The 17421-nt window shown below is 73.1% G+C and carries 11 protein-coding genes and 1 pseudogene; 4 read left to right on the top strand and 8 right to left on the bottom strand.

Features of this window, described 5'->3' with window-relative positions; all coding sequences use genetic code 11:
• Positions 1-27: 27 nt before the first annotated feature.
• Together BU52_RS28595 and BU52_RS28590 are read right to left on the bottom strand one after the other, a co-directional pair.
• A complete protein-coding gene (locus tag BU52_RS28595; protein ID WP_037939869.1) occupies positions 28-672 on the bottom strand; it encodes a membrane protein in 645 nt (214 codons plus the stop codon).
• 158 nt (positions 673-830) lie between these two features.
• Positions 831-2927, bottom strand: a complete 2097-nt coding sequence (locus tag BU52_RS28590; protein WP_037939914.1) for an N-6 DNA methylase — start codon at positions 2925-2927, stop codon at positions 831-833.
• A 202-nt stretch (positions 2928-3129) separates the two neighbouring features.
• On the opposite strand from BU52_RS28590, the gene BU52_RS28585 reads away from it, so the two are divergent.
• Positions 3130-3609, top strand: coding sequence for a hypothetical protein (locus tag BU52_RS28585; protein ID WP_037939868.1), 480 nt, complete (start codon positions 3130-3132; stop codon positions 3607-3609).
• Positions 3610-3642: 33 nt separating this feature from the next.
• On the opposite strand, the gene BU52_RS28580 is transcribed toward BU52_RS28585, so the two are convergent.
• Positions 3643-4410: an HNH endonuclease family protein gene (locus tag BU52_RS28580; RefSeq protein ID WP_037939913.1), complete on the bottom strand. Its 768-nt coding sequence runs from the start codon at positions 4408-4410 to the stop codon at positions 3643-3645.
• A gap of 176 nt (positions 4411-4586) precedes the next feature.
• Here BU52_RS28580 and BU52_RS28575 point away from each other — a divergent pair, with 176 nt between their 5' ends.
• Complete coding sequence (locus tag BU52_RS28575) at positions 4587-4772, top strand: antitoxin (protein ID WP_037939867.1); 186 nt, start codon at positions 4587-4589, stop codon at positions 4770-4772.
• Between the two features lie 74 nt (positions 4773-4846).
• Here the strand turns inward: BU52_RS28575 and mfd are convergent, their stop codons facing one another.
• The 3 genes from mfd to BU52_RS28560 form a co-directional block, all read right to left on the bottom strand.
• Entirely contained in the window at positions 4847-8380 is a 3534-nt protein-coding gene (gene mfd, locus BU52_RS28570; protein WP_037939866.1) for a transcription-repair coupling factor, read from the bottom strand.
• A gap of 355 nt (positions 8381-8735) precedes the next feature.
• Positions 8736-11315 (bottom strand): ABC transporter permease, encoded by a 2580-nt coding sequence (locus BU52_RS28565; RefSeq protein WP_037939864.1) that lies wholly within the window; start codon positions 11313-11315, stop codon positions 8736-8738.
• Positions 11312-12100 carry an ABC transporter ATP-binding protein gene (locus tag BU52_RS28560; RefSeq protein WP_037939863.1) on the bottom strand — a complete coding sequence of 263 codons (789 nt, stop codon included), beginning with the start codon at positions 12098-12100 and terminating at the stop codon, positions 11312-11314. Before BU52_RS28560 ends, BU52_RS28565 begins: the two co-directional genes overlap by 4 nt.
• A 594-nt stretch (positions 12101-12694) precedes the next feature.
• Here BU52_RS28560 and BU52_RS36575 point away from each other — a divergent pair.
• Positions 12695-13102, top strand: a pseudogene (locus tag BU52_RS36575) (DUF485 domain-containing protein); the annotation flags it as partial.
• Positions 13103-13153: 51 nt separating this feature from the next.
• The gene (locus tag BU52_RS28555) at positions 13154-14770 is read left to right on the top strand and encodes a sodium/solute symporter (protein ID WP_037939912.1); all 1617 of its coding nucleotides are present in this window, start codon (positions 13154-13156) and stop codon (positions 14768-14770) included.
• A 6-nt stretch (positions 14771-14776) separates the two neighbouring features.
• On the opposite strand, the gene BU52_RS28550 is transcribed toward BU52_RS28555, so the two are convergent.
• Together BU52_RS28550 and BU52_RS28545 are read right to left on the bottom strand one after the other, a co-directional pair.
• Complete coding sequence (locus tag BU52_RS28550; protein WP_037939861.1) at positions 14777-15661, bottom strand: hypothetical protein; 885 nt, start codon at positions 15659-15661, stop codon at positions 14777-14779.
• A gap of 201 nt (positions 15662-15862) precedes the next feature.
• Positions 15863-17421, bottom strand: a 1559-nt coding sequence (locus BU52_RS28545) for an SUKH-4 family immunity protein (RefSeq protein WP_037939911.1), incomplete at its 5' end; no start/stop codon positions are given.

The following is a 17421-nucleotide window of genomic DNA, read 5'->3' as shown; positions in this document are numbered from 1 at the left end:
CGGCGACGACACGTCCCGTCGTCACGCTCACCTTCCGCCCTCGTCGTGGCCCTGCTGACCGTGCTGCCGGCCGTCCTGGCGGCGCAGGTAGTCGCTGAGTTCGTCGAGCTCGGCACGCACCTGGTCGATCCGGGCCGGCGCGGGACGCTGCGGCGGCTGCGACTGCGGCGGTACGGGGGCGGGGGGCACCGGCGTGTGCGGGGCGGGGGTGTGCGGGGCCTGCGGCTGCGGAACGGGCGTGGGCCCGTAGGGCGACGACTGCTGCGGGTAGCCGTACGGGGTGTGGACGCCGGGGGCGTGCGTCGTCGTGGGGTGCGGCGACGGCGGCATCTGGGCCGCGTAGGGGCCCTGCCGCCGGTGGAGGCGGATGTCCACGGTCAGGTAGTACGCGCTCGCCGCGGCGCCGAGGATCAGCACCGCGGCCAGGGCGACGTCGGTGCGGCGGTCCGACTCCGGGAGGGCACCGACCACCGCCAGGCAGGCTATGGACAGCGGGATGCTCACCCAGGCCGCCACCCAGTCGAGCAGCCGTCCGCGCAGGAACGCGACGCGGAACAACGGCACGGCGGCGAGCAGACCGCAGCACAGGACGCCGGCGGCGGCGTACAGCACGCGCTGCGTGATGACCGATGCCGCGCTGGGTGGGGGCGGCGCCACGCCGTGGCCGTACATGACTGCTCCTGGACAGGTGTAGCCGATGGGAACTCGGTGCGAGACTCCGAGCGTATAGGCCGACAGGGACAACGGGTCCCTGATGTACCGAACCGTTGTCGTACTGATCACTTCGTCCGGCTGCGCGAAGTCCCGCGCGCGGGTGCCCGTCCGGCACCTCAGTCCGGGGGGATCGTCCCGTCGGTCAGGCCGTCGTACATCCCGCGGACGAGTTGTTCGCCGAGCCGGCCCGCCCGCCTGAGCGCCCGCTCGAACTCGTCCAGGGCCCGGAAGCGGGCGCCGTAGCGCCGCTGTTCGTCGAGCGGGAGCCGGGGCAGTTGCAGGCGGCGCACGTCGAGCCGCGTGGCCGTGGACGCGTAGCTGCTGGCCTGGCGGTTGTTGGTGGTGCCGCGCAGGAAGCCGGCGAGGAACCACGCGTCGAGCGCGGCGGGGTCGGGGCGCAGCAGCGCGAGGTTGCGGCCCAGGGCGGCTCCGGCGGTCGTCTCGTCGACGACCCGTGCGACGGCGCCTCCACCGAGCACGGGGACGACGACGTCGCCCGGTTCGGTGAGCACCGCTTCCTCCTCGCTTTCCGGGAGCGTCCCGGAGGGGGCGGTTCCGGAGAGGACGTCGTGGTCGGTGAGCACGGGCACGCGCGCGTGGCCTCCGCTTCCGCCCGTACGCATCACCAGGGCGCCCCCGCGCGCGAGTTCGCCGACGGTGGTGAGGGGCAGCCGACCGGAGGCGGCGGGCGGCCCGGGATCCACGGGGGGCGGGGCCAGTTCGGCGGTCAGGCGCAGCGTCTCGTCGAGCCGGCCGCGCACGGCGGAGAGGCGTCCGGCGCCGTCCGCGGCGGCCGGGGGCGGCAGATGGCGGGCCGGTGCCAGGTCGACGTCGTCGTCGAGGAGTTCGATGACGGGCACGGAGCGGGCCAGTCCCGGCCGTTCGTCGAGCCGGCCCGCCCGGTCGAAGGCGCGCCACGCGTCGAGGACCGCCTCCCGCACTCCCGGCCAGTCGGGGCCGCCGCGCCCTTCCACGGCGAACCGCCCGGCGTCGGCGAGCAGCACCTCCGGCTGCGCGGGCGTCTGTTCGGGCCGGCGCAGCACCCACAGGTGCAGCGGGATGTTGTACGGGGGTGCCGCGCCGACCGGCAGCGCGACGACGGCGCGCAGCGCGCCCCGGCGCAGCAGGTCGGCCCTGATCCTGCGTCCGGAGCGGCGGGAGGCGGCGGCGGGCGGCATCAGCAGCACGGCGGTGCCGCCGTCCCTCAGCCGGGCGAGCGCGTGCTGCACCCAGGCCAGCTCGGACTCGGCGCGCGCCGGGAAGCCGTACTCCCAGCGCGGGTCGTAGGCCAGTTCGTCGTGTCCCCAGTTGCGCTCGTTGAACGGCGGGTGGCACAGGACGGCGTCGGCCCGCAGCCCCGGGTGGGCGTCGGCGCGCAGGGCGTCGCCCGCGGCGGCGTGCACGCGGGCGCGGGTGTGCAGGGCGAGGCGGAGCGAGGTGAGGGCCGCGAGTTCGGGGGCGTTGTCCTGGGCGTGGAGTGCCTGTCCGGGACGGGGGGTGACGGAGCGGAGCAGGGCGCCGGTGCCGCAGGCCGGGTCGAGGACGGTGCGGGGTGTGCCGGCGAGGTCGGCCATGAGTCCGGCGAGGTCGGCGGGGGTGAGGGTGTACTGGCGCGGGTTGGCGTCGAGGTGCCGGCCGAGCAGGAACTCGAAGGTGTGCCGGGCGCCGAACTCGGCGGCGAGTTCGGCGACACCGCGCAGGAGGGGGACGGAGGGGAGCAGCCGGGGAGCGGTGGGGAGTTCGAGGGCCGGGGTGGCGGCCGGAGCCGCGGCGAAGGAGTTCACAGCTCCCGGAGAGTTCACAGGTGAACCGCAGGCCTCGTCCAGCCTCGGCGTGAGCACCTGCTGCAGCGCCGCGGGGAGCATCGCGGCGAGTCGCTCATCGGTGCCGGAGCTCACCTCCAGCCAGACCGGGGAGCGGTCGTGGATGAGGAGCAGGACGCAGCCGGCGTGGGTGAGTGCGGTGACCGGTCCCGCGGGGTGACCGGCGAGCTGCTGCCAGACGCGCTCCCTGAGGGGGACCTCGGCGAGCTTGCGGTGCCGGCGCAGCCAGTCCTCGACCTCGGCGAGCGCGAACGAGGGGCTGGTCTCGGTGCCGCCGACGGGCCGGGGGAAGTCGGCGTGCCGCCGTCGCCAGTTGCTCACGGCGGCGCGGCCGACGCCTGCCAGTCGCGCGATCCCGGCCGCGGTCACTTCTGTCGCGTTGTCCTGCATGCCCGGCACCCCGCCCCGCTTTCCCTCTGTCCCGTGTGTGGCGACGAGCATAGCGAGGCACGCGCATCCACGGATTCACGCGTGTGTATCCCTCAACTCCTGTGAATTGCGTTGACTCGGTTCACAGCGTCTGCTCTTATTGACCCCGCGAACGGGTGACCGTCAGCAGGTGGCGGTCGCAGCCTCGGGAGGGAACACAGTCATGGGCATGAAGAGCAAGATCGCGCTGGGCGCCGTCGTGGGAATCGCCGTCATCGGCGCCGTCTCGGCGAACTCCGGGGACTCGGACGGCGGTTCCACCGGCAAGGGAGCCTCCGCGTCCGCGCAGCGGCAGTCCGGCGGCACCACGTCGGACGGTGGGTCGGACACCAGGTCAGCCGAGGACAAGGGCGTCGAGAAGGCGTCCCAGGCCGAGCAGTTCAAGGCGTTCGTCAAGAAGAACGGGACGGCCCAGGAGAAGGAGGCCGTCTCCCACGTCACCAAGGTCCAGGGCGCCGACGAGCAGAACGACATCCTCGACGCCGCGGACGTCTACACGGACTTCACCGGCGGCATCATGGGCGAGGGCACGGGCCCCGCCAAGCTCATCGCCTCCGCCTTCGCCGACTGGAAGCAGAGCGACAACGGCCTCGTCACCGTCTACGACGCCGACGGCGAGCTGCTCGGCAACGGCTCCTTCTGAGACCGGGGGACCAGCGGGCGCCCGCCGCCCCGCTCAGCCGCCGCACTGCTCCAGCATCATCCGCCGGTCGGCCGGCGTCACGGGCATCTCGTACTTGACGGCGACCTGCGCGAAGCGGACCGCGTAGGCGCACCGGACGCCCTTGTTCGGGGGAAGCCAGGCCGCCGGGCCGGAGTCGCTCTTGGCCGAGTTGGCCCGGCCCTCGACCGGGATCAGGTTGAGGGTGTCGTTCGCCAGTTGCCGCCGCTTGGACTCCGGCCAGCGCGAGGCGCCCATCTGCCAGCTGTAGGAGAGCGGCACGACGTGGTCTATCTGCACCTCGGCGGCCTGCTGCTTGCGCCACTCGATGGTCCTGCCGGTGTAGGGGTCGGCCAGGGTCATGGCGACCACGACGCAGTTGGAGCCGGAGCGGAAGCGCAGCTCACGGCCGTCGCGCTGGAGCAGGTCGTTGCGCGTGTCGCAGCCGTTCCTCGCGAGCGGCACCCCGTCGGCGGTGTCCATCCAGGCGTAGCCGAACTCGTCGCGGTCGTACCCGGTCTTCGGGCCCCGGCCCTTGGTGGTCACCTTCTCGATGAGGGCGACGGCCGCGGCGCGGTCCTTCTCGCCGGTCACGGGCGCGAGGCCCGGCGCGGTGCCGTCGGGGTTGTCCAGCGGGCTGACGGCGCGGCCGTCGGGCGCCGCGGCCCCGCTCCCGCCGCCGGCGGGGGACCCGGAGTCCTGCAGTCCCTCGCACCCGGCGAGCAGCGCCACCGCGGCGGTCACCGCGCCTGCCGTGTGCCGGAGCCGTCCGCCCCACCCCATGTTCCGCGTCACCGCGCCCCTCCCTTGTTCTCCTGTATTCCTGCCCCGGCGGGGGCGGTCCGATCCCGGAACTCACCGTAACGGGCAAGAGGTCCAGACCAGACCGGCGGCCATCTGGGCATTCGCCCCACAGCGCGCGTATCGTCGGTTTTGAGTCACTCCGGAAGGAGCTCTGGATGGGCATCCTCGACAAGTTCAAGAGCAACAAGGCGGCACGTGACAAGGCCAGGCAGGCCTCGGACGCCGCGGAGAAGAAGGCGAACGAGAGGACCGGCGGAAAGTACGAGCAGCAGATCGACACCGGGCAGCAGCAGGCCGAACGCCGGCTCGGCATGGACCGCGACCGCCCCGACCAGCCCTAGGACCTCACACACGCGTCAGGGTCCGTCCACGGCGGCATCCGCCGTGGACGGACCCCTGTCCGCGCCGGGGCCCCTCAGGAACCGAGCACCGACGTCAGGAACTCCCCGACCCAGCCGAGCAGTTCCCGCCCGACCAGCGGCTTCCCGCCCACCTTCGCGGTCTTCGGGCGCGGCACCAGCACCTGGTGCGCCGCGGCCTTGACGACCGTGCCCGGGTACAGGCGCTTGAGCCGCAGCTCCTGCGACTCGCGCAGGTCCACCGGCGCGAAGCGGACGTTGGTGCCCTGCAGCACGATCTCGCCGACCCCGCACGCGCGGGCCAGCATGCGCAGGCCCGCCACCAGCAGCAGGTTCTCCACCGGCTCCGGCAGCTTGCCGTAGCGGTCGACGAGTTCCTCGCGTACGGCCTTGACGTCCTCCTCGCTGTTGGCGGAGGCGATCGCCCGGTACGCCTGGAGACGGAGCCGCTCGCCGGGGGCGTAGTCGTGTGGGACGTGCGCGTCGACGGGCAGCTCGATCTTGACCTCGAGCGGCGGCTCCTCCTCGATCTCGCCGGTCTCCAGCTGACGCCGGTAGTCCGCGACCGCCTCGCCGACCATCCGCACGTACAGGTCGAAGCCCACACCCGCGATGTGACCGGACTGCTCGCCGCCGAGCAGGTTCCCGGCGCCGCGGATCTCCAGGTCCTTCATCGCCACGTACATGCCCGCGCCCATCTCCGTGTGCTGGGCGATGGTGGCGAGCCGCTCGTGCGCGGTCTCCGTCAGCGGCTTCTCCGGCGGGTACAGGAAGTACGCGTACCCGCGCTCCCTGCCCCGGCCGACGCGGCCGCGCAGCTGGTGCAGCTGGCTGAGGCCGAAGTTGTCGCCGCGCTCGACGATCAGCGTGTTGGCGTTGGAGATGTCGATGCCCGACTCCACGATCGTCGTCGACACCAGCACGTCGAACTTCTTCTCCCAGAAGTCGACGACGACCTGCTCCAGCGCCGACTCCGACATCTGCCCGTGGGCGGTGGCGATCCGCGCCTCGGGCACGATCTCGCGCAGCCGGGCCGCCGCGCGGTCGATCGACTCCACCCGGTTGTGGATGTAGAAGACCTGGCCCTCGCGCAGCAGTTCGCGGCGGATCGCGGCACCGATCTGCTTCTGCTCGTACGGGCCGACGAACGTGAGCACCGGGTGCCGCTCCTCCGGCGGCGTGGTGATCGTCGACATCTCGCGGATGCCGGTGACCGCCATCTCCAGGGTGCGCGGGATCGGCGTGGCGGACATGGTCAGCACGTCGACGTTGGCGCGCAGCTTCTTCAGCTGCTCCTTGTGCTCGACGCCGAAGCGCTGCTCCTCGTCGACGATGACCAGGCCGAGGTCCTTGAACTTCGTCTCGGAGGAGAACAGGCGGTGGGTGCCGATGACGACGTCCACCGAGCCTTCCTTCAGGCCCTCCAGGACCGCCTTGGCCTCCGTGTCGGTCTGGAAGCGGGACAGTGCCTTCACGACCACCGGGAACTGCGCGTACCGCTCGCTGAACGTCCCGAAGTGCTGCTGCACCAGCAGCGTGGTCGGGACGAGTACGGCGACCTGCTTGCCGTCCTGTACGGCCTTGAAGGCGGCCCGTACCGCGATCTCGGTCTTGCCGTAGCCGACGTCGCCGCAGATCAGGCGGTCCATGGGGACCGACTTCTCCATGTCCTCCTTGACCTCGGCGATGGTGGTGAGCTGGTCGGGCGTCTCCGCGTACGGGAAGGCGTCCTCCAGCTCGCGCTGCCAGGGCGAGTCGGCGCCGAAGGCGTGGCCGGGGGCGGCCATGCGCGCGCTGTACAGCTTGATCAGGTCGGCGGCGATCTCCTTGACGGCCTTCTTGGCGCGTGCCTTGGTCTTCGTCCAGTCCGCGCCGCCGAGCCGGTGCAGGGTGGGCGCCTCGCCGCCGACGTACTTGGTGATCTGTTCGAGCTGGTCGGTGGGGATGTACAGCCGGTCGCCGGGCTGGCCCCGCTTGGCGGGGGCGTACTCCACCACCAGGTATTCGCGGGTGGCGCCCTGCACGGTGCGCTGCACCATCTCGATGTAGCGGCCCACACCGTGCTGCTCGTGGACGATGTAGTCGCCCGCCTCCAGGCTGAGCGGGTCGATGGTCTTGCGGCGCCGCGCGGGCATCCGGGCGCCCTCGCGGCCGGATGCCTTCTGGCCGGTCAGGTCGGTCTCGGTGAGGACGGCCAGCCCCAGGGCCGGGTCGACGAAGCCGTGGTCGATGCAGCCGCACGCGACGTGCACGACGGACGGGGTGATCTCGCCGAGATCCGTGTCGAGCCGCGCGGCGATGCCCTCGCCACCGAGCACCTCGACCGTGCGGGCGGCCGGGCCGTGGCCCTCGGTGACGAACACCGTGCGCCAGCCGTCGGCGAGCCAGCCCTTGGTGTCGGCCAGCGCCCGCGCGGTGTCGCCGCGGTAGGTCTCGGGGCCGCGCATGCCGAGCTTGAGGGTGTCCGCCTCCAGTGTCTCGTCGGCGGCGAACGGCGACACCGACCACCACATCATGCCCAGCTCGCGGGCCCGGTCGCGGACGTCCGCGATGGGCCACAGGGAGGCGGCGCCGACGTCGATGGGCGCCTCGCCCCCGCCGGCCGTCGCCGCCCAGGAGGCCTGCAGGAACTCCTGGCTGGTCGCCACCAGGTCCGACGCGCGCGTACGCACCCGCTCCGGGTCGCAGACGACGGCCATGGCGCCCCGGGGCAGCACGTCCAGCAGCAGCTCCATGTCGTCGACGAGGACCGGCGCCAGGGACTCCATGCCCTCCACGGCGATCCCCTCGGCGATCTTTCCGAGCAGTTCGCCCAGCTCCGGGTGGAGCTCGGCGAGGGCCCGCGCGCGCTCCCGCACGTCGTCGGTGAGCAGCAGCTCGCGGCACGGCGGGGCCCACAGGCCGTGCTCGGCGACCTCCAGCGAGCGCTGGTCGGCGACCTTGAAGTAGCGGATCTCCTCGACGTCGTCGCCCCAGAACTCGACACGCAGGGGGTGTTCCTCGGTGGGCGGGAAGACGTCCAGGATGCCGCCGCGGACGGCGAACTCGCCGCGCTTCTCCACCAGCTCCACGCGCGCGTACGCGGCGGCGGCGAGGGCCTCGACGATCTCGTTCAGGTCGGCACTCTCACCGGTCCGCAGGGAGACCGGCTCCAGGTCGCCCAGACCCTTGACCTGCGGCTGGAGCACGGAGCGCACCGGCGCGACGACGACGGAGACCGGGCCGGTCTCCGGGTCGTCGGGGCGGGGGTGGGCCAGTCGGCGCAGGACGGCCAGGCGGCGGCCGACGGTGTCGCTGCGGGGGCTGAGCCGCTCGTGCGGGAGCGTCTCCCAGGAGGGGTACTCCACGACGCCCTCGGGCGGGAGGAGCGAGCGCAGGGCCGCGGCCAGGTCCTCGGCCTCGCGGCCGGTCGCCGTCACGGCGAGCACGGGACGGCCGGTGTCGCGGGCCAGGGCGGCGATCGTGAAGGGACGGGCCGCGGGCGGGCCGACGAGGTCGACGTGCATGCGGTTGCCGTCGGTGGCCGCGGTGATCGCTTCCGCGAGGGCGGTGTCCTTGACTACGGCGTCGAGCAGACCGTGCAGGCTCATTCGGGGGCGCTTTCCGTCCGGGGGTGTGCAACACGACGGGCCCGACGCGCGCTGCGGGCCGGGGGTGTCCAGGGTACGTCGCCGCGTCCGCGGGCGCGGGGGCTGTGGATGACGTCCGCCGGTGCGCTCCGCGGAGGGGGCGCCGGACCTTCTCGCGGTGGCCCCGCCGGCCCGTGGGCGGCTGCGGCCCGGTCGGGGCCGGTGGCGCGGTTCCCCGCGCCCCTGGGGAGCCGGACGGTCCCCGGGTGACAACGCGCCCGGAGCCGGTGCGCGACATGCACGTACCCGGCGCCGGACGGTCCCCCCGAGGACTGTCCGGCGCCGGGTGTTCCCCCGCAACCCCCGTGTGCGGTGGCTAGTCGGTGGCGATGGCGTTCAGGACGTTCATGCGGCCGGCGCGGAAGGCCGGGACCAGGGCCGCGAAGAGGCCCACGAAGGCCGAGCCGATGAAGACGCCGGTGATCGTCGGCCACGGGATGTCGAGGACCTTCATGCCCTCCAGGGCGAGGAGCTGCTGCGCGGTGGCTCCCCAGCCCATGCCCAGTCCCAGGCCCAGCAGGGCACCGAACAGGGCGATCACGACCGACTCCATGCGGATCATGCGGCGCAGCTGCCGGCGCGAGAGGCCGATGGCCCGCATCAGGCCGATCTCCCGGGTGCGCTCCACCACCGACAGGGCCAGGGTGTTCACCACGCCGAGGATCGCGACGACGATCGCCAGGGCCAGCAGACCGTAGATCATGTTCAGCAGCTGGCCGATCTGGTCCTTCAGCGCCTCCTTGTAGTCGGTCTGGTCGCGCACCTCGTACTGCGGGAAGCCGTCCAGCGACTCCTTCAGCGCCTTGTACGCGGCCTCCTTCTGCCCGTCCGCCGCCGAGGCGAAGACCAGCGCGTCCAGCGGCATCCTGTCGGCCGGGACGTACCTGGCGAGGGTGTCGATGGACGTGTACATCGCGCCGGCGTCGACCACGCCCTCGCTGCTGGTGATGGCGCGGACCGTCAGCGTCCCCGTCCGGCCGTCCTTGAAGGCGACGTCGATCGTCGAACCGACGGTGACGCCGTGGTCCTCGGCGAAGTCCTCGTGGACGGACATCGAGTCGGGCCGGTAGGCGTCGGCGAGCTTGCCGGCGACGGTCTCGACCCGCAGATCGGTCGCGTACGTCGGGTCGGCGGCGGTGATCGCGGTGTCGTCGGTGGTCCTGCCGTCGGGTGTGGTGAAGTCCGCCTCGGTCCACTTGTACTCGGTGACCCGGTCGAGCCCCGGCGTCGCCTTCACGGCGGCCACGGCCTGCGGGACGATCTCCTGCATGTCGTCGTTCTGGACGATGAAGTCGGCGCCGACCGTCTTGTCGAGTTCCTCGGTGGCCGAGGCGACCATGGAGGATCCGACCACCGACAGGCACGCGACCAGCGCCAGGCCGATCATCAGCGCGGCGCCCGTCGCGCCGGTGCGGCGCGGGTTGCGCAGGGCGTTGCGCTCGGCCATGCGGCCCACGGGGCCGAAGGCCCGCAGCAGGACCGCGCCGAGGACGCGGACCATGCCGCTCGCCAGCACCGGGCCGATGACGACGAAGCCGATCAGGGACAGCACCACGCCCAGGCCCAGCCACAGGGAGCCGTCGGCGGCCTTGTCCGCGGTCCCCGCCAGGTAGAGGGCGGAGCCGCCGGCGCCGGTGAGGACGAGGCCGGTCACGGCACGGATCCATCCGGCCTTGGCGTCCGCCGGGGTACCGGCGTCGCGCAGCGCGGCCATCGGGGAGATCTTCCCGGCCCGCCGGGCGGGCAGGTAGGCGGCGAGCACGGTGACGACCACACCGAGGAGCAGCCCGAGCGCGGGGGTCGTCCAGGCCACCGTGAGGTCGTCCGTGGACAGTTCCATGCCCATCAGGCCCATGAGCTTCATCAGCCCGACGGCGAGGCCGACGCCCGCGCCGACGCCGAGGACCGAGCCGAAGACGCCGAGCAGCAGCGCCTCGGCCAGCACCGAGCGGTTGACCTGCTTGCGGGACGAGCCGATCGCCCGCATCAGGCCGATCTCCCGGGTGCGCTGGGCGACCAGCATGGAGAAGGTGTTGATGATCAGGAAGATGCCGACGAGGAAGGCGATCCCGGCGAAGCCGAGCATCGCGTACTTCATGACGTTCATGAAGTCGCCGACGCTCTCCTTGTTGGCGTCCGCGCTCTCCTTGGCGGTCTGCACCTTGTAGCCGCCGCCGAGTTCGGCCACGACGTTCTTCTGCAGCTGCGCGTCGCTGACACCGGCCGCGGCGGTGACGTTGACGTTGGTGTAGACGCCGCTCTCGCCGACCAGGGTCCGCTGCGCGGTCTTCGTGTCGAGGTGGAAGATGGCCGCGCCGGGGTTGGTGACGGTGAAGTCGGTGATGCCGGAGATCTTCGCGGTGTGCGTGCCGACCGCGGTGATCACGCCGATCTCGTCACCGGGCTTCAGGTCGTGCTTGTCGGCGGTGTCGGCGTCGACCATGATCTGGCCGGCGCCCTCGGGCGCCGCACCGGTGGTGATCTCCATGGTGCGGGCCTCGTTGGCGTTCCAGCTGCCGACAATGGTCGGTCCGCCGCCGGTCGGCGAGAGGCTGCCCTTGTCGGCGTCGACGACGGTCACCGAGGTGGAGAACACCGCGCCCTCGGCCGACTCCACACCGTCCGCACGCCGCACCTCGTCGACCACGGAGGCCGCGATCACCGGCGGCTTGCCGTTGCCGGACCTGGTCTCGCCGGTGTCGGAGGCGCTCTTGGCGCTCACCGTGACATCCGAGGACGTGGCCGCGAACAGCTTGTCGAACGTGGTGTTCATGGTGTCCGTGAACACCAGGGTCCCGCACACGAACGCCACCGACAGCAGCACCGCCACCGCGGACAGCGCCATGCGTCCCTTGTGCGCGAAGACGTTGCGCATCGAGGTCCTGAGGACGGTCATGACGTGCGCCCCCGGGCGTCGAAGTCCTTCATCCGGTCGAGGACCTGTTCGGCGGTCGGCTGGTGCATCTCGTCGACGATGCGGCCGTCGGCGAGGTACAGCACCCGGTCCGCGTAGGAGGCGGCGACGGGGTCGTGGGTGACCATCACGATGGTCTGGCCCAGCTCGTCGACCGAGCGGCGCAGGAAGCCGAGGACCTCGGCGCCCGCGCGGGAGTCGAGGTTCCCGGTCGGCTCGTCACCGAAGATGATCTCCGGCCGGGCGGCCAGCGCCCGCGCCACGGCGACCCGCTGCTGCTGGCCGCCGGAGAGCTGCGTCGGCCGGTGCTTGAGCCGCCCGGCGAGCCCGACGGTCTCCACGACCCGGTCCAGCCAGGCCCTGTCGGGCTTGCGGCCGGCGATGTCCATCGGCAGCGTGATGTTCTCGAGGGCGTTCAGCGTCGGCAGCAGGTTGAACGCCTGGAAGATGAAGCCGATCCGGTCCCGGCGCAGCCGCGTGAGCTTCTTGTCCTTCAGGCCCGTGATCTCGGTCTCGTCCAGGTAGATCTGCCCGGAGGTCACGGTGTCGAGCCCGGCGAGGCAGTGCATCAGCGTGGACTTGCCGGACCCCGAGGGGCCCATGATCGCGGTGAACCGGCCGCGGGCGATGTCCACGTCGACGTGGTCGAGGGCGACGACACGGGTCTCGCCCGACCCGTAGGCCTTCACGACCTGCCGCGCCCGAGCGGCAACGGCCGTTCGCCCTCCAGTGCCCCCGTGCCTGGGAATGGTCACAGCCGATGTCACGGTAAGTCTCCTATGTCGGTCAGCAAAGTGAACGCGGTGCCCCGGCGCCCGCCCTCCGTATCCGGCGGCCGTTCGGTGCGTTGTGGTGCGACGTGCTTCAGTCTCGCGGTGGGAGGGGGTCGGGCGCCCTGGTGTTCAGCGCAGTCTTTTCCTGAGGAAAACCCCACCCCCGCCGCTGTACCTGGCCACCCCCCGGCGGCGTGAAGCCAGGTTATGGGCGGCTCCGTCCCCTTCTCGTCCTCCGCCGGTACGAACCCTCCCCGAGCCGTAGTACGGAGGTACCCCTAGGGGCTCTCCACCGACGGGCGGACTCCGCCTCGGGGCCGGCTCCTCCCACGGGCGCACCCGAGCCTCCACCCTTCCGTCGCGTCAGGGTCAAGTCGGAGGCCAGTCAAGGGAGTTCATGCCACAAAGGTCTGAGTTAATCCGGGTAACACCCCGGGCCGGACCCAGGGACGGCGCGGTAAGCGCATACCGACCGCTCAGTTCGGCCAAAACGCAGCGCACCCCCGTACGCGCGAGTAGCGTGCGGGATCCGCTCCCCACCCCCTCCCTGCCGTCCCCGCACGGACCGAGCCCCGCAAGGAGAACGGGATGTCCACCGACCCGTACCGGCACCACCCCCACCGACACCGGGCCCCCCACCCGCGGCCCCCGTACGCCGCCTCCCCCTCCTCCGCCGCCTACCCCTGGCGGCCCCCGCCCGCCCCGCCCGCCCCCGAACCGAGGCGCACCCCCCACCACGCCCCGCTGGGGCACCACTCCGACCTGCGCCGCCTGCGCACCGCCTACCGCTGGCAGCGCCGCACCGCCACGCTCACCGCACTCGGGTACTTCGTCCTCTTCCTGGTCCTGTCGGCGTTCGCCCCGTCCTTCATGACCGGCACCGTCACCGACGGCGTCCCCACGGGGCTGCTCCTCGCCGTGCTCCAAGTGCCCGTCACCTGGATGGCGATCGCCCTGTACGAGGGCACCGCCCGCCGCCGCGTCGACCCCCTCGCCGGCCTCATCCGCCGTCAGGCCGCGCTGGACGCCAAGCGGGGGGGCGGCACGATGAACCCGCAGTCCGGCGGCGACACGCAGGCCATGGCCCTCGTCGGCTTCTCCGCGGTCGCCACGGTCACCCTGCTGCTGTGTGTGATGACCGGTCCCGACCGGGACGACCTCGACGAGTTCTACACCGGCTACGGCTCCCTCTCCCCCCTGCGCAACGGCCTGGCCATCGCCGGTGACTACATCTCCGCCGCGACCGTCCTCGGCACCGGCGGCGTCATCGCGCTGTTCGGGTACGACGGGACCGTGCTCGCGCTGAGCACCGCCCTGTCCCTGATGCTGCTGATGTTCCTGCTGGCCGAACCCCTGCGCAACGCGGGCCGGTTCACCATGGGCGACGCGCTCGCCCTGCGCATGCCGCAGGGACGCGGGATACGGATCACCGCGAGCGTCGTCACCCTCGCCGCGCTGCTGCCGCTGATGCTGGTGCAACTCGCCGGCACCGGACAGCTGATGGGGTTCATCCTCGGCTTCTCCGGCCAGTCCCTGCAGACGGGCTGCATCGTCGGCGTGGGCGCCCTGATGATCAGCTACGCGGCGATCGGCGGCATGAAGGGCACCGCCCTCATCCAGATCTTGAAGATGGTGCTGCTGCTCGGCTCCGGCATCGTCGTCGCCGCCCTCGTCCTGAACCGGTTCGACTGGGACCCGGGCGCCCTGCTCGACGCGGCCGCGGCGGGCAGCGGCGTGGGCGACGCGTTCCTCGCCTCCGGCCTGCAGTTCGGCGGCGGCGCCAGTCCCGGTCTCGACATGATCACCTCGCAGCTGACGGTCGTCCTCGGCGGCGCCTGCCTCCCCCACGTCACCATGCGCATGTACACCGCCTCCAGCGCCCGCCAGGTGCGCCGCTCGATGTCCTGGGCGGTGTCCGGTGTGGCGCTGTTCGTGCTCGTCATCACCGTCATCGGCTTCGGCGCGACGGCGCTGGTCGGGAGGGCCGCGATCGCCCAGGCCGACCCGCGGGGCAACACCGCCTATCTGCTGGGCACGCGGGCCGCGTTCGGCCCGGAGGTGTCCACGGCGGAGACCTTCCTCTTCACCACCGTCACCACGGCCATCTTCCTCACCGTCCTGGCGTCCGTCGCCGGAATGATCCTCGCCTGCGCCAACTCCCTCGCCCACGACGTCTTCGCGGCCCGCGTCCAGGAGATGTCGCCGCGCCGCGAGATGATCCTGGCCCGCCTCGCCGCGCTCGCGGTGGGCGTCCCCGCGATCCTGCTGGCCACCCTGGTGCAGCACCACAGCCTGCAGCCCCTGGTCACGCTGTCCTTCTGCCTCGGCGCCTCCGCCATCGCGCCGGCCCTCGTCTACAGCCTCTTCTGGCGCCGCTACACCCGCACGGGCCTGCTCGCCACCCTCATCGGCGGCTCCCTGTCCGTCCTGCTGCTGATGCCGGGCACCAACCTGGTCTCCGGCTCGCCCGTCGCCGCCTTCCCCGACGCCGACTTCAACTGGTTCCCGTTCACCACCACCGGCCTGCTCTCCATCCCCGCCGGCTTCCTCTGCGGCTGGCTCGGCACGGTGGCCTCCGGACGGGCCCGGGCGGAGGAACAGCGGCGCCAGTACGAGGCGGTCGAGGGCTGGATCCTCGCCGGGGCGGCACGCAGGAGGACGTGAACGCGCTCACTCCACCACGCGGCCGGTCAGCGCGCTGAGGCTGGCGCACACGTGGTCCATGTGCGTCTGCACGTCCTCCCGCCGGTCGGCGTGGTCGCGCAGCACCCGTTCGGTCTCCCGCGCGATGCCCTCCGCGCGGGCGCGCGCCTCGGCGAGCACTTCCGCCGCGCGTTCCTCCGCCTCCTCCGCGCGGCGGCGGGCCGCCTCCTCCGCGTCGGCGAACACCTGCCGCGCCTCGGCCAGCGCGGCCTGCGCGCGGGCCTCCGCCTCCGTCTGACGGGCGTCCAGCGCGGCCGCCCGTCCGGCCTCCTCCCGCTCCACCTCGTCCAGCCGCGCCGCCTGTTCCCCGGCTGCCTCGGCGAGCATCACGGAGGTGCGCTCCCGCATCTCCCGCAGCCCCGCCAGCGTCCGCCCGCGCCCCTCCCTCACCTCCAGCCGGGCCTCGATCCGGATGCCGTCGGCCTCCTCGCGGGCCGCGAGCAGCAGCTCACGGGCGCGTTCGTCCGACCCGGCGCGCACCGTGTCCGCGTACGCCTGAGCGGCGCCCCGCACGCCCGCCGCCTCGTCCCGCGCCAGGTCCACGGCGTCCTGCGCCCACTGCCGGGCCGCCTCCCGTACGGCCGTCGCCTCCTCCCGGGCCAGCTCGAACAGCCGCCGGGCGCCCTCCCCGAGCGACTCGTACGTCTGCGGAGGCAGCGCGGCCACCCGTGCGCGCAGCAGCTCCAGTTCCTCCTCCATCTCGCGGGCGAGCACGGTGAGCCGCGCCGCCCGCTCCCAGGCGGCGTCACGCTCGTCCGAGAGTGCCTCGACGTACGCGATCACCTGCAGGGGACGGTAGCCACGCCCCCGCACCACCTCGAAGCCCTGCGACGACACCGATGCGCTGCTCACCCTGGAACCCCTCTCCACCGACGGACACGAAGCCCACCACGACGACCGAGTACGAAATGGGATGAATCGCGCACATCTTGATGGATCACACGGAAGTGTTCATAACGCGACACTCCGCGGAGCGGGCACGCAGAAGCCGGGCCCGGTCGTCCCACGACCGGGCCCGGCTCCTCACGTCGGACAGGGTTCAGCGGCGGCGGATCACAACAGGCCGTCCCACATCTGCTCCAGCAGCACCGACCACCAGCTCTCCGGCGACCCCAGTGCCGCCGGGTCCAGCGCCGCCAGCTGCGCCTGGAAGTCCACGGTCCAGCGGCCCGCCTGCTCCTGGTTCAGCCCGAACCGCAGCCGCCACATCCGGCCCAGCAGCGCCAGACAGCGCGCGAACTCCGGCAGACCGGTGTTCACGAACTGCGGGGGCACCGGCACCCCGCCCGGTCCGGCCTCCACCGGCACCGCCACGATGTTCGCCGTGCCGTACTGCACGCAGATCGCCTTGCCGAAGTCGCTGCCCATCACCAGGTACGAGCCCGCGTCCGGGGCCGCCTGCACACCCCGCTCCGCCGCCAGCTCCGCCAGCGTCGGCACCGGGCGGCCCGGCTGCGCCTGCGCCCAGAAGAACGGGCCCATGTCCAGCGGCAGTCCCGCCGCGACCAGCGTGTGCGCCACGACCGGCGGGACGCCCTGCCGGGACACCGCCGCCTGCTCGAAGCGGAACACACCCGGCCCGAACGCCCCCGCCAGTTCCTGCGCGACGGCCTCCGGCGGGACCGGCGGCGCCGGCTGCACCGGCGGGATCGGTGCGCGGACCGGCGCGGGCCGCGCAGGGCCGTCCGCCACCTGGTGCAACTCCCCTTGATGAGCCAGCAGTTGCCGCATGCCCTGCTGCCGGCTCGCGTGATCCGTGCCGTACGGGGCGATGCTCGTGATCCGCGCCTGCGGCCACTGCTCCCGGATCATCCGCGCGCAGTACGCACCCGGCAGCGCGCACGACTCCAGTTCGGTGTGCAGCTCCAGCACCTGGTCCGGCGGTACGTTCATGGCGCGCAGCTCGTGGAAGATCTGCCACTCCGGGTGCGGCGTGCCCGGCGCCGAACGCCGGATCAGCTGCTGCTCGGACCCGTCCTGCGCGCGGTAGCGCAGCACGGCCTGATAGCCGGGCCCGACGGTCGGCAGACCGGTGGGCTGCGGCGGGTAGCCGTACGTCGGCGGCTGCCCGGGGCCTGGGACACCGGGCGGCACGGCTCCCGGCGGCACGGCTCCCGGCGGCATCGGGGGAGCACCGCCGGGCACACCGGGCGGAGCCGGCGGGCGAGGCGCACCGGGGCCGCCCACCGGGGGCGCGGCCAGCACGGTCTCCGCGTGGTGCACGGGCGGACGGCCGCCTCCCGCCGCGCCGGGCGCGCCGGGCGCACCCGGGGCACCGGGCGGCTGGGGAGCTCCTGGAGCACCGGGAGGCGCCGGTGTTCCGGGAGCACCCGGCGCGCCCGTCCCTCCCGGGTCGGCGAACATCGTCGCGGCGTGGTGGACACCACCGGGCGGCGTCCCGCCGGGCGCACTCGGCGCGCCCGGCGGAGGCGGCGTCGGGGTGCCGGGCCCCTCGGGGCCGAGCGCCGACACCAGCTGCGTCGGTACGTACCCGCCGGCCGGACCCGGCGGAGACGGGGGCGTGCCGCCCGGCCGCGCGCCCGGCGTCCCCGGGGCGCCCGGAGGAGGCGGCGGCGTCGCGCCCGGGCCGCGCCGCGGCGGCCGGGTCGCCT

It is taken from the genome of Streptomyces toyocaensis, from assembly GCF_000725125.1.
Lineage (GTDB): Bacteria > Actinomycetota > Actinomycetes > Streptomycetales > Streptomycetaceae > Streptomyces > Streptomyces toyocaensis.
This window is presented reverse-complemented; position numbering and strand designations above follow the sequence as displayed.

Bases quoted from the DNA above. Each gene is read 5' to 3' on its own strand.
- BU52_RS28580 (WP_037939913.1), bottom strand. From the start codon at position 4,410: ATGGGGTGGGGCGGACGGCTCCGGCACACGGCAGGCGCGGTGACCGCC.
- BU52_RS28565 (WP_037939864.1), bottom strand. From the start codon at position 11,315: ATGACCGTCCTCAGGACCTCGATGCGCAACGTCTTCGCGCACAAGGGA.
- BU52_RS28575 (WP_037939867.1), top strand. From the start codon at position 4,587: ATGGGCATCCTCGACAAGTTCAAGAGCAACAAGGCGGCACGTGACAAG.
- BU52_RS28555 (WP_037939912.1), top strand. From the start codon at position 13,154: ATGAACCCGCAGTCCGGCGGCGACACGCAGGCCATGGCCCTCGTCGGC.
- BU52_RS28595 (WP_037939869.1), bottom strand. From the start codon at position 672: ATGTACGGCCACGGCGTGGCGCCGCCCCCACCCAGCGCGGCATCGGTC.
- BU52_RS28590 (WP_037939914.1), bottom strand. From the start codon at position 2,927: ATGCAGGACAACGCGACAGAAGTGACCGCGGCCGGGATCGCGCGACTG.
- mfd (WP_037939866.1), bottom strand. From the start codon at position 8,380: ATGAGCCTGCACGGTCTGCTCGACGCCGTAGTCAAGGACACCGCCCTC.
- BU52_RS28585 (WP_037939868.1), top strand. From the start codon at position 3,130: ATGGGCATGAAGAGCAAGATCGCGCTGGGCGCCGTCGTGGGAATCGCC.